Here is an 11,818-nt window from a genome sequence, read left to right on the forward strand (position 1 = left end):
CAGCGCGACAGGAACCGCCGGCACGGTGATGGACTCCTCGGCCGCCCGGTCGGGAACCCGGCGACCGTGGAGGACTTACTCCTCACCCGCCCATGAGGGACAACCGGGACCTGTGGGACCCGCGTTGGCTTCCGTGGTGGGCGGCGGCATGATGAGGCGGACCGTCCGCTTCCTGCGGACGTTTCGCTGCTTTGCGCCCCACATGCTCGGGAGTCTCACCTTTGTCTGCATCGACCGAGGAATCCTCTGCGGTCTCCGTCGCCCTGGTCGGCGCCGGTCCACGCGGCACCAGCGTCCTGGAACGCCTCTGCGCCTCCGCGCCGGAGCTGCTCCCGCCCGGCGTCCGGCTGACGGTCCATGTGATCGACCCGGCGCCGCCGGGCCCGGGCCGCGTCTGGCGCACCGTTCAGCCGCCGGAACTGCTGATGAACACCGTGGCCTGCCAGGTGACCCTGTTCACCGACGAGAGCGTCGACTGCTCGGGACCGATCCGGCCAGGACCCAGCCTGCACGAGTGGGCGGACGGCGAGCTGGACCCCGACGACTACCCGACCCGCGCCCACTACGGCCGCTATCTGGAGTGGGTGTTCGCCCGGGTCGTACGGCACGCCCCGGACGCCGTACGCGTACGCACCCACCGGGCCCGCGCCGTACGGCTCGCCGACGAGGCCGACGGCCGGCAGGCGCTCACCCTGGACGACGGCCGGACCCTGACCGGACTCGCGGCGGTGGTCCTCGCCCAGGGCCACCTCCCGGCGCGCGCGGACCGTACGCTGCGCGAGACGGCGGAGTACGCCGGGCGGCACGGCCTGCGTCACATACCGCCCGCCAACCCGGCCGACGTCGACCTCGCCCCGCTCGCGCCCGGCGAGCCGGTGCTGCTGCGCGGCCTGGGGCTCAACTTCTTCGACCATCTGGCCCTGTTGACCACCGGCCGGGGCGGGCGGTTCACCCGGGGCGCCGACGGCACCCTGCGCTACACGCCCTCCGGTGACGAGCCGCGCCTGTACGCCGGTTCCCGCCGCGGGGTCCCCTATCAGGCGCGCGGCGACAACGCGAAGGGCCCGTACGGCCGGCACACCCCGCGGGTGCTGACCCCGGAGGTGATCGCGGGCTTCCGCAAGCGCGCGGACTCCGGTGAACCGCCGGACTTCCTGGCGGAGATATGGCCGCTGGTGGCCAAGGAGGTGGAGACCGTCTATTACGGCGCGCTGACCGGGCGTGCCGACTTCGCCGGGCGGTTCCTCGCCGTACCGCACGGCGATCCCCAAGAGGCCCTGCTGCTGGACGAGTTCGGGGTACGGGACGCCGACCGCTGGTGCTGGGAGCGGATCTCCCGGCCGTACGCGGGACGGGACTTCGCGGACCGGGAGCAGTGGCGGACCTGGCTGCGCGCCCATCTGCGCGAGGACGCCGCGCAGGCCGCGCTCGGCAATGTCGCCGGCCCCCTCAAGGCGGCCCTGGACGTGCTGCGCGACCTGCGCAACGAGATACGGCTCGTGGTCGACCACGGAGGACTGGCCGGCGCTTCCCGCCGCGACCACCTGGACCGCTGGTACACCCCGCTGAACGCGTTCCTGTCCATCGGGCCGCCGCGGCGGCGCATCGAGGAGCTGGCGGCGCTGCTGGACGCGGGGGTGGTGGAGGTGCTGGGGCCGCGGCTCGAGGTGCGCGGCGCGGGCGGGGCGTGGACGGCGTACTCACCGGACGTGCCCGGCTCGGCGGTGCGTGTGACGACTCTCATAGAGGCGCGTCTTCCGGAACCGGATGTGCGGCGCACCGCGGACGAACTGCTCACCGGGCTGCTGCGGACCGGCGAGTGCCGGCCGCACACCGTCGACGGTTACGAGACCGGAGGGCTGGATGTCACCGTGCGCCCCTATCGCCTGATGGACCGTCAAGGCCAGTCGCACGCACGGCGGTTCGCGTTCGGGGTGCCCACCGAGGGGGTGCACTGGGTGACCGCGGCGGGGGCCAGGCCCGGGGTGGATTCGGTCACGCTGTCCGACGCGGACGCGGTGGCGCGGGCGGTTCTGCGGACGGCCCGGGAGGAAGCGGAACCGGAAGCGGAAGCGGCACCGTGGCCGGATGTTGAACTTGCAAGCATCGATTAGGTCAACCTAACCTGGTCGCCTCGTTCGGTACCCGCACCAGACCGGCCCGTCCCCGGCCGGCCCGACCGAAACCGATGAGGAGACCCCCCACATGTCCGCACGCCTCAACTCCGCTCAGCCGTACGCCATCGGCCTGTTCCGGATCGTCGTCGGCCTGCTCTTCGCCGTGCACGGCGCCGCCTCGCTGTTCGGCGTCCTCGGCGGCGCCGCGGGCACCGGCGTCGACGCCGGCACCTGGCCCGGCTGGTACGCGGCCGTGATCCAGTTCGGGGGCGGCGCCCTCGTACTGCTCGGCCTCGGCACCCGGGTCGCCGCGCTGGTCGCCTCGGGCTCCATGGCGTACGCCTACTTCACCGTGCACCAGGAGGCCGCCCTGTGGCCGATCCAGAACGGCGGCGAGATGTCGGCCCTGTTCTGCTGGGCCTTCCTCCTGTTCGTCTTCACCGGTTCCGGCGCGCTCGGCCTGGACGGCCTGCTCGCCCGGCGCGCGTCCGCCGAGCGGGAACGCCCGGCGGACCAGGAACCGGTGACGGCCTGACCCCCGCCGCACTCTCTTCGGCCTCTTTCGCCCCCGACGTCCCCGCTGTCACACCCGCCGCGTACGCTGTATGGCTGTCATCGGGGGAGCAATGGGAGTCGTCGTGCTGGAGAGCGTGGGGTCACTGACCTCCGGACCGTGGATATACGCCATGGTGGCCCTGTCGGTCCTGCTCGACGTGTTCCTGCCGGTGCTGCCGAGCGGTGTGCTGGTGATCACGGCGGCCACCACGGCGGCGGCCGGTTCCGGCGCGGCCACCGGGCAGGTCCCGCACGCGGTGCCCGACATGCTCGTCCTGATCCTCTCCGCGGCCACCGCGTCCGTCCTCGGTGACCTGGTGGCGTACCGCCTGGCCTGGCGCGGCGGGAAGCGGCTTGATCGCGCCATCGCCCGCTCCCGCCGCCTGACCACGGCGCAGGAACGCCTCGGTGCGGCGCTGTCGCGGGGCGGCGGTGCCCTGGTGATCCTGGCCCGCTTCGCCCCGGCCGGCCGCTCGGTCGTCTCCTTCTGCGCGGGCGCCGCGCACCGCCGGGCCCGCGACTTCCTCCCCTGGTCGGCCCTGGCCGGCCTGTCCTGGGCCGCCTACAGCGTCGCCCTCGGCTACTTCGGCGCGCAGTGGCTGGGCGCCACCTGGCTGGCCACGGCAGTCTCCCTGGCAGCCCTCTTCGCAGCAGGAGCAGCAGCCACCTACTGGATGCGCCGCCCCACCTAACCCCACCCGAAGAAGAACGGCTGGCCGCTCAGGGGCGCGGGGAACTGCGCGAGAACCCACGACGAGCCCGCACCCGACAACGAACCGGTGGCCACTCAGGGGCGCGGGGAACGGCGCGAGCAACCACAACAAACCCGCACCCGACAACGAACCGCTAGCCGCCCAGGGGCGCGGGGAACTGCGCGAGAACCCACAACGAACCCGCACCGGACGACGAACGGCTGGCCACTCAGGGGCGCGGGGAACTGCGCGAGAACCCACAACAAACCCGCACTCGACAACCGACCCCCCTGCCCTACCCGCGGAGCGAACCGCGGAGCGATCCCCGGACCTCCAGCCCATCAAGAAGCTCCGCCGTCGCCCGCGCCACCGCCTCCACGGCCCGGTCGAACACCTCCCGGTTGTGCGCGGCCGGCGCCCGGAACCCGGACACCTTCCGCACATACTGGAGCGCCGCGGCGCGGATCTCCTCCTCCGTGGCCTCTTCCGGCAGCACGGGCGGACGCAGGGTCTTGATACTCCGGCACATGCGCCCAGTCTGCCGCACCCCGCCCCAGGGTGAACCTTCACCAGGTCGCGGAAAGGAACGGCCGCAGCAGGGACAGCAGCGCGTCGGGCCGGTGCAGCGGCACGATATGGCCGCTGCCCTCCAGCACATGCCCGGTCAAGTCATCGGCGTACGGCCGTAGTTGCAGCTCCAGGGCGCGCCCCACCGGATGCGCGCCGATCGCCATCGCCGGTACCGTCAGCCGCCCTGCGGCCACGGCCGCGTCGATCTGCCGCGCGCTGACCGGCAGCGCCCGGTAGGGCCCGAAGGCGGCGCGCAGCGCCTCGCGGCCGGCATACGTACGGACGATCGCGTCGCGGATGTCGGCCCGCACCCCGTGCCCGAGCGTGCCGCGGTCGAGGAACCAGTCGACGTACGTCTCCTCCTGCCCGGCCAGCACCGACTCGGCCAGTCCGGGCTCGGCGTGGAAGCCGAACCACCACGGCGGTCCGCCGGCCAGGAACTCCTCGGCGCCGGGCAGCCGGCCCAGCAGCGACTCCATGACCACGAGTCGCCGTACGAGGTCGGGTCGGCGCATGGCCAGCAGGAAGGCGGGAGGGGTGCCGACGTCGATGCCGACCACCGCCGCCGAGGTCACGCCGAGTGCTGTGAGCAGGGCTTCGGCGTCGTCGGCGAGGGTGCCCGCGTCGTAGCCGTCGGTGGGGCGGGCGCTGTCGCCGAAGCCCCTGAGGTCCGGTGCGATCACCCGGTGCCGTGCGGCCAGGTCGTCGATGACGTGGGTCCACAGCCGCCAGGTGTGCGGGAAGCCGTGCAGGAGGAGCACGGCGGGGCCCGTTCCCGCGGTGGCCACGTTGAGGTCGACCCCGTTGGCCCTGACCGTGTGCAGCTCCATGTGTCCGCCTTCTTGTCGGATGGTGGTGAATGGTGTAGGTCACCATTGGTGACAAGGGGACACTAGGTGACTAGCCTGGGCGGTCCAAGACCGCACTTTCGTCTCAGGTGGTGAGCTTCAGGTGACCTTCCAGGTCAGGCGCGGGGACCTGTTCGACCCCGACTGCCCCACGCGTCGGCTGCTCGACCGGATCGGTACGAAGTGGACGTCGATGGCGGTGAAGGTGCTCGCGGAGGCGTCCCCCGGCGAGGTGCGCTTCGGGGAACTCCAGCGCCGGATGCCGGGTGTCTCGCAGAAGATGCTGTCGGTGACCCTGCAGAGCCTGACCCGGGACGGCCTGGTCGCCCGCCGGGTCGAGCCGTCCGTACCGCCGCGCGTCCACTACCGGCTGACCGACCTCGGCCTCTCCCTGGAGAGCGCGCTCGCCGTGGTACGGACCTGGGCCGAGGACCACATGGCGCAGATCGACCGGGCGCACGAGGTGGGCGGCGCCGAGGAGGACCGGTTGCCGTAGGCGTCCCAGGCTGACGTCCACGCCGGCCACGGGCCTCCGCTCCACAGCGGCGGCGATCGGACTTCGATGGCACGTGCCCCGAGGTTCGTTGTAGGAACTGCCGAGCAGCAACCACACGTCCTACCCCGGACGAGCCCCAGGACCGGCACGGAGCAGCGGAGCCGCCACGCGATGAGCACACCCCGCACACCTCGACCCCCTCTGCCCGGGGCGCCTCGCTGGCCGCATTGCGCGCACGGTGCGGATCCCGCCACGGACGCTGTCGGCTGCCGGGGCATCCATGTCCCCGGCCATACCGCGTGCCTGGCTCATCTGACCGACATCGACCGCGACGCCTATCTGGCCGGTCTGTCCGCCGGCGACGACATCGACCACCGCGGTACGCACTTCACCCGGTCCCTCCTGAATGCCCTCCTCGATGCCCTGCGCGACCCGGCCACCGGAGACCCCCGCATCGGCGTGGCCCGATTCGACTCGGCGACCTTCAAGAACGTCGCCAAGTTCGATTCGACGACCTTCACGGGCTTGGCCGACTTCAACCGCACGATCTTCGAGGACTCCGCCTGGTTTTATTCGGTGACCTTCGAGGGCGGCGCTTGGTTCAACTCAGCGTCCTTCCATGGTGCCGCCGGGTTCAGGCGGGCGACCTTCGGCGACGACAGCGGGTTCGGCTCGGCGACCTTCGAGGGCGACGCCCAGTTCGATTCGGCGACCTTCGAGAGGGCCGCCGGGTTCAGATCGGCGACTTTCAAGGACAGCGCCTGGTTCCATTCGGCGACCTTCAAGCGCGAGGCCCGATTCGACTCGGCGACCTTCAAGGACAGCGTCTGGTTCGATTCGGCAACCTTCGAGGACGTCGCCGTGTTCGTTGCGGCCGTCTTCAAGAGCATCGCCGGTTTCGATTCGGCAACCTTCGAGGATCCCGTCGCGTTCAGGGCTGCGACCTTCGAGGAGAACGTCGGGTTCAGTTCCACGACCTTCAAGAGCGGCGTCCTGTTCGCGGAGGCGACCTTCGAGAACGACGCCTGGTTCGATTCGGCGACCTTCCAGGACGAGGCCCGGTTCGATTTGGCGACCTTCAAGGGCAACGCCCACTTCTATTCGGCGACTTTCCAGGGCAACGCCCGGTTCGAGGCGGCGATCTTCCAGGGCAACGCCCGGTTCGAGGCGGCGACCTTCGAGGGCGACGTCCAGTTCGTACAGGCGGTTTTCGAGCGGGCGGACGCCCTCGGACCATTGGTGTGCGCTGGGCGTGTGGTGCTGTCCGGGGCGGTGTTCAACGGTCCGGTGACCCTGTCGCTCGCTGCGCGCCGTGTGGAGTGCCGGCGGACGCGTTGGTCTTCAACAGCCGAACTGCGCCTGCGCCATGCCAAAGTGGACTTCGCCCACGCGTTTTTCGAGTACCCCCTGACGATCGCGGCAGAACCCGACCGCTTCCTCCTCCCCGACGGACGACCGGTCGGAGAACAGGTCTGTGCCGGCACACCCGACGCCGCCGTACGGCTGGCATCACTGCGCGCAGTGGACGCGGCCCACCTGGTCCTCGCCGATGTCGACCTGTCGGGGTGCTTGTTCACCGGGACGGTGCATCTCGACCAGTTACGGCTGGAGGGCACATGCTCCTTCGCCGAGGTCCCGCCCGGCCTGCACTGGCGGCGCCGGCGCCCGGTGCGCTTCACGCGGCGCCGCACTCTCGCTGAGGAACACCACTGGCGTGCGCGACAGCCGGCGGCGGTGCCCGGTTGGAACGCGGCGGTACTCGGCGCCGGGTCTGCCGGTCCGGCGCAGTTGGCGCCGGTGTACCGGGCGCTGCGCAAGGCCTTCGAGGACGGCAAGAACGAGCCGGGGGCGGCGGACTTCTACTACGGCGAGATGGAGATGCGCCGCCATGACCGTACCGGCACCAGCCGCGCTGAACGTGGGCTGCTGCACGGCTACTGGCTGCTGTCCGGCTATGGCCTGCGCGCCTCCCGGGCCATGGGCTGGCTGGTCGCCGCGATGCTCGTCACCATCCTTCTGCTGATGGGCTTCGGACTCCCCGGCCACTCCCCGAAGCAGGCGGCGACCGGCACCGTGCCGCCGGGGGGAGGCGAGGTCACCTTCGAGATCGACAAGGAGGACCCGCAGAACCCCGTCGGGAACAGGATCACCGGCGACCGCTTCGAGAAAGCCCTGAACGTCACGCTCAACTCGGTCGTGTTCCGCTCCAGCGGACAGGACCTGACCACCGCCGGCACCTATATCGAGATGGCCTCCCGCCTGATGGAACCCACCCTGCTCGCTCTCGCCGCTCTCGCCGTCCGCGGACGCATCAAACGCTGACGCTTCGTTACGGTTCCTGCGGCACGGGTCCGGGCCCCCGCCGGGTCCGGGCTCACCCGGTGTCCGGCCCCGCGGGCGGCTTCTCGTGCGCGTGCTTGAGCCCCATCCGAGCGTCCACCCGCTCCGCCGCCGCGACCTCCGCCCAGAAGCGGTGCGTGCTGACGAACACCGCCAGCTCGTGCTCCCGCTGCCGCAGCTTCTCCACCTCGGCCTGCTCGTCATCCGTCCAGCCCGGGGACGCGGGTCGCTCCACCTTCCGCCAGCCCTGGTCGTCGCTGAAGCCGTCCAGCGGCTCGACCGACCAGGGGAGCCGCTTCAGCAGGGCCGACAGCTCGGCCCGGACCTGATGCAGCTCCTCCTGACCGGCGAGCAGGTCACTCGGAAAGTCATAGGTCTCAGCCACGCGGCAATGCTACGCCTGTTCGATTTTGCGATGCGAGTTCCTTCCGTCACTTCACGCGAACGTGTGGGTCCGAGCGGGGACCGTGTGAGGCGAGGGGTCAGGGCTGGGAGGTCTCTGACTCCAGGCTTGTCCGGGTGGCGGCGTCGTAGACGCCTGGCTCGTCCTCGCGGATGCCGCGGGTCCACTGGTAGGTGCGTACGGCGTCTTCCAGGTGCCGGTCGAAGCGGCCGTTCGCGGAAGCCCAGTACAGGTTCAACTGCTTGAGGCGTAGCTGGAGTTCGGTGACCTCGGGGCCGCTGTCGCCGCGCCGCAGGACCGGGCCCGGGACGGGGGTCGGCTCCCCGGCCGTGTCGGCGGCGGTCGCCGAACGGGACGCCTCCGGCGAACGGGACGGGGTGGCGGAGGGGGTTGCCGTGCCCGACTCCGAGGTCGACGGGGTGGGGGACGTCGTCGGGGACTGGCTCGCCGACGCGGAGGGGGTGAGGGCGGCCGGGGGAGCGGACGCGGTAGTCGGGGGCGCCTGCGTCGTGGCCGGCTCGGTCGTGCGCTCGGGCACGCTTGCGCGGATGTCCTCGGGGGCCGCCCCGTCCCGTGACGGCGTCTCGTAGCTGAACAGTCCGCTCGCGAAACCGGCCGCCGTGACGGTGGCGACCGCGGCACCGGTGACCGAGAGCAGGACGGTACGGCGACGTCTTGCCTCCGGCGGTTTGGCCTGGATCTGCCGCAGCGGCATGGTGACCTCGGGCTCCGGGGTGGTCCCGTCTGCCTGGGTTTGTTGTCGGGTGCGGGTGGTCGGTGGCTGGTCGCGCAGTTCCCCGCGCCCCTCTGGGGGTGTGTCTGGGCCGGTGCCTGTGAGGGTCCCGTCTGCTTGGGTTTGTTGTTGGGTGCGGGTGGTGGGGGGCTGGTCGCGCAGTTCCCCGCGCCCCTTTCGGGGCGTGTCCGGGGCGGTGCCGGTGGGGGCGAGGTCGACGTACGGTCGTATCCGTAGCGGATCGAAGTCCTCCGCCGCGGCTGCTTCCGCGGTGCGAGTGTCGCGGAGGGCGTCGGAGGCGCGCTGCGCGCAGCGACAGGACGCGGAGTTGTCCGCCCCCCGCGGCGCCCCGCACTCCGGACACGGGCTGCCCGCTTGTCCTCCACCGCTCGTCAGGCTCCCACCGCCTAGAGACCCCACCCCGCCCCCGGCCCCCGCGCTGCCCTTCGGACTTACAGGGCCCTCGGGGCTAGCCGGGCCCGGCGGGCCCACCGCGTCCCCTGGGCCCACCGCGTCCCCTGGGCCTGCCGCGTCCCCTGGGCCCACCGCGTCCCCTGGGCCTGCCGTGTCCCGTCGGCTCAGCGCGTCCTCCGGGTCGGTGCTGTTCTCCCGGTTTGTGGTGGCCCGTGGATCCTCGGGGCCCTTCGGATCCGTCATGTGTGTGTCGTCCCCTCCCTCGCGTCCCCGCGCGATCTCCAGAGATTATGCAGACCTCCCACACATCTCCCGCCCGGAAGCCCCCGGAAGGGCAGGTTCCGGAGAGGTTTCCGCGGGACTCAACAGGCCATAACGGGTGACACCGCTCACGATGGAAGGTGGGAAAAAAGGAGGGAAGTCCGGGAGGTCCCATGGCGCTGGAGACGCACGGCACCACACAGGACGCCAGGGGCGCACAGAACGTCCCCGGAAACGTCCTCGTGCCGATCGGCGCCCTGCTCCTCGGACTGCTGCTGGCCGCCCTCGACCAGACCATCGTCTCGACCGCGCTGCCCACCATCGTCAGCGACCTCGGCGGCCTTGAGCACCTTTCCTGGGTGGTCACCGCCTACCTGCTCGCGTCGACCGCCGCCACCCCGCTGTGGGGCAAGCTCGGCGACCAGTACGGCCGCAAGAGACTCTTCCAGCTCGCGATAGTGATCTTCCTGATCGGCTCCGCGCTGTGCGGCATGGCCCGGGACATGCCGCAGCTCATCGTCTTCCGGGCCCTGCAAGGACTGGGCGGCGGCGGCCTGATCGTACTGTCGATGGCGATCGTCGGAGACCTCGTCCCGCCCCGCGAACGCGGCCGCTACCAGGGACTGTTCGGCGCGGTCTTCGGCACCACCAGCGTGCTCGGACCGCTGCTCGGCGGCCTGCTCACCGAGCAGTTGAGCTGGCGCTGGGTCTTCTACGTCAACCTGCCCGTCGGCATCGTCGCCCTCGCCGTGATCGCCACCTCGTTGCGCATCCCGCGCCGGGCCGCCCACCACGTCATCGACTACCTCGGCACCCTGCTGATCGCCGCGGTCGCCACCTGCCTGGTCCTGATCGCCTCACTCGGCGGCACCACCTGGCCCTGGGGCTCGCCCCAGATCATCGGCCTCGCCGCGGCCGGCGTAGCGCTGACCGCGGCGTTCGTCGGCGTGGAACGCAGGGCCGCCGAGCCCGTCCTGCCGCTGGAACTCTTCCGCATCCGCACCTTCACGCTGGCCGCCCTCATCAGCTTCATCGTCGGCTTCGCGATGTTCGGCGCGATGACCTACCTGCCGACGTTCCTCCAGGTCGTACACGGTGTCTCGCCGACCATGTCGGGTGTGCACATGCTGCCGATGGTGGTGGGCCTGATGCTGTCCTCGACCGTCTCCGGGCAGATCGTCAGCCGTACCGGCCGCTGGAAGGTGTTCCCGATCGCCGGCACCGCGGTCACCACGATCGGCCTGCTCCTGCTGCACCGGCTCGACGAGCACAGCTCCACGGCCCTGATGAGCACGTACTTCTTCGTCCTCGGCCTGGGGCTCGGCCTGGTCATGCAGGTCCTCGTACTCATCGTGCAGAACGCCGTGTCGTACGAGGATCTGGGCGTCGCCACCTCCGGCGCGACCTTCTTCCGCTCCATCGGCGCCTCGTTCGGCGTCGCCATCTTCGGCACGGTGTTCGCGAGCCGCCTCGGTACCGAACTCGTCGCCGCCCTGCGGGGCGTGCATCTGCCGCCGGGGATCACGCCGGGCGCGCTCCAGGCCGACCCGCGCGGCATCGGCGCGCTGCCGCCGCCGTTGCGGCCGGCGGCCCTGCACGCGTTCTCGGCCTCCATCACGGACGTCTTCCTGTACGCGGCTCCGGTCGCGTTGCTCGGGTTCGTCCTGGCGTGGTTCCTGAAGGAGGACCGGCTGCGCGCCTCGGTGACGGCGCCGGACGGGACGGAGACGCTGGCGTCCAACCCGGTCGAGCGGTCCTCGTACGACGAGGTGTGCCGCGCGCTGTCGCTGCTCGGCACCCGTGACGGGCGGCGGGAGGTCTACCAGAAGATCACCGAACGGGCCGGGTACGACCTGCTGCCCGGGGCGAGCTGGCTGCTGCTGCGGATGCGGAAGTACGGCTCGGTGGAGCCGGGTGTGCTCGCCGAGCGGGGTCCCGTTCCGCTGCATGTCGTCATGGCGGCCGCCCGTCAGGTCGAGGAGCGGCACCTTGCCGTGCGCGAGGGCCTTGGCCTGTATCTGACCGCCGAGGGCCGCGAGGCCGCCGACCGGCTGGCCCGGGCCCGTGAGGAGTCGCTGGCGGAGCTGCTGGGCGACTGGTGGGGCCCGGACCGCCCCACCGACCTGGACCGCCTGGTGAAACAACTGACAGACGAAATGTGCGGCTCCCGAACCGAACAGCCACAGCCAGGCCCCAAACCAAAGTTCAGCTGAAGCGCCCCCAAAGGGGCGCGGGGAACGGCGCGCCCAGCCACAACGACGCCGCACCCGCCAAACGACCTATCGAGCCACCCCTCAGAGGGCTTCTCGAAACCGAATGTGCAGCTTGGGGTTCCGTACGGGTGTGCTGTTCAGGTGATTGTGGCTGCGCGGGGGCATGAAGGCAGGGC

At 71.3% G+C, this 11,818-nt stretch carries 10 protein-coding genes; 6 read left to right on the top strand and 4 right to left on the bottom strand.

Going from position 1 to position 11,818, the window contains the following annotated elements:
• The first annotated feature begins 221 nt into the window (after window positions 1–221).
• From ACIRFL_RS40145 to ACIRFL_RS40155, 3 genes are all read left to right on the top strand, one after another.
• Window positions 222–2,114 (top strand): FAD/NAD(P)-binding protein, encoded by a 1,893-nt coding sequence (locus ACIRFL_RS40145; RefSeq protein ID WP_404039527.1) that lies wholly within the window; start codon window positions 222–224, stop codon window positions 2,112–2,114.
• Between the two features lie 91 nt (window positions 2,115–2,205).
• Window positions 2,206–2,652, top strand: a complete 447-nt coding sequence (locus tag ACIRFL_RS40150) for a DoxX family protein (RefSeq protein WP_404039530.1) — start codon at window positions 2,206–2,208, stop codon at window positions 2,650–2,652.
• Between the two features lie 91 nt (window positions 2,653–2,743).
• Window positions 2,744–3,364: a DedA family protein gene (locus ACIRFL_RS40155; protein WP_404039533.1), complete on the top strand. Its 621-nt coding sequence runs from the start codon at window positions 2,744–2,746 to the stop codon at window positions 3,362–3,364.
• 295 nt (window positions 3,365–3,659) lie between these two features.
• Here ACIRFL_RS40155 and ACIRFL_RS40160 read toward each other — a convergent pair whose 3' ends face one another.
• Window positions 3,660–3,893: a DUF2277 domain-containing protein gene (locus ACIRFL_RS40160; protein WP_404039536.1), complete on the bottom strand. Its 234-nt coding sequence runs from the start codon at window positions 3,891–3,893 to the stop codon at window positions 3,660–3,662.
• A 37-nt stretch (window positions 3,894–3,930) separates the two neighbouring features.
• The gene (locus ACIRFL_RS40165) at window positions 3,931–4,764 is read right to left on the bottom strand and encodes an alpha/beta fold hydrolase (RefSeq protein ID WP_404039539.1); all 834 of its coding nucleotides are present in this window, start codon (window positions 4,762–4,764) and stop codon (window positions 3,931–3,933) included.
• Window positions 4,765–4,885: 121 nt separating this feature from the next.
• On the opposite strand from ACIRFL_RS40165, the gene ACIRFL_RS40170 reads away from it, so the two are divergent.
• Together ACIRFL_RS40170 and ACIRFL_RS40175 are read left to right on the top strand one after the other, a co-directional pair.
• Window positions 4,886–5,278 (top strand): winged helix-turn-helix transcriptional regulator, encoded by a 393-nt coding sequence (locus ACIRFL_RS40170; protein ID WP_404039541.1) that lies wholly within the window; start codon window positions 4,886–4,888, stop codon window positions 5,276–5,278.
• Between the two features lie 171 nt (window positions 5,279–5,449).
• Window positions 5,450–7,600, top strand: coding sequence for a pentapeptide repeat-containing protein (locus tag ACIRFL_RS40175; protein ID WP_404039544.1), 2,151 nt, complete (start codon window positions 5,450–5,452; stop codon window positions 7,598–7,600).
• Window positions 7,601–7,652: 52 nt separating this feature from the next.
• Here the strand turns inward: ACIRFL_RS40175 and ACIRFL_RS40180 are convergent, their stop codons facing one another.
• Window positions 7,653–8,003, bottom strand: a complete 351-nt coding sequence (locus ACIRFL_RS40180) for a hypothetical protein (protein WP_404039546.1) — start codon at window positions 8,001–8,003, stop codon at window positions 7,653–7,655.
• A gap of 97 nt (window positions 8,004–8,100) precedes the next feature.
• Entirely contained in the window at window positions 8,101–8,736 is a 636-nt protein-coding gene (locus ACIRFL_RS40185) for a peptidoglycan-binding protein (protein WP_404039549.1), read from the bottom strand.
• Between the two features lie 866 nt (window positions 8,737–9,602).
• Between ACIRFL_RS40185 and ACIRFL_RS40190 the strand changes: the two genes are divergently transcribed.
• Window positions 9,603–11,642, top strand: a complete 2,040-nt coding sequence (locus ACIRFL_RS40190; protein ID WP_404039552.1) for an MDR family MFS transporter — start codon at window positions 9,603–9,605, stop codon at window positions 11,640–11,642.
• Window positions 11,643–11,818: the final 176 nt, after the last annotated feature.

The sequence above is a fragment of the Streptomyces sp. NPDC102462 genome, assembly GCF_044765425.1.
GTDB lineage: Bacteria > Actinomycetota > Actinomycetes > Streptomycetales > Streptomycetaceae > Streptomyces.

Bases quoted from the DNA above. Each gene is read 5' to 3' on its own strand.
- ACIRFL_RS40165 (WP_404039539.1), bottom strand. From the start codon at position 4,764: ATGGAGCTGCACACGGTCAGGGCCAACGGGGTCGACCTCAACGTGGCC.
- ACIRFL_RS40160 (WP_404039536.1), bottom strand. From the start codon at position 3,893: ATGTGCCGGAGTATCAAGACCCTGCGTCCGCCCGTGCTGCCGGAAGAG.
- ACIRFL_RS40175 (WP_404039544.1), top strand. From the start codon at position 5,450: ATGAGCACACCCCGCACACCTCGACCCCCTCTGCCCGGGGCGCCTCGC.
- ACIRFL_RS40155 (WP_404039533.1), top strand. From the start codon at position 2,744: ATGGGAGTCGTCGTGCTGGAGAGCGTGGGGTCACTGACCTCCGGACCG.
- ACIRFL_RS40185 (WP_404039549.1), bottom strand. From the start codon at position 8,736: ATGCCGCTGCGGCAGATCCAGGCCAAACCGCCGGAGGCAAGACGTCGC.
- ACIRFL_RS40190 (WP_404039552.1), top strand. From the start codon at position 9,603: ATGGCGCTGGAGACGCACGGCACCACACAGGACGCCAGGGGCGCACAG.
- ACIRFL_RS40150 (WP_404039530.1), top strand. From the start codon at position 2,206: ATGTCCGCACGCCTCAACTCCGCTCAGCCGTACGCCATCGGCCTGTTC.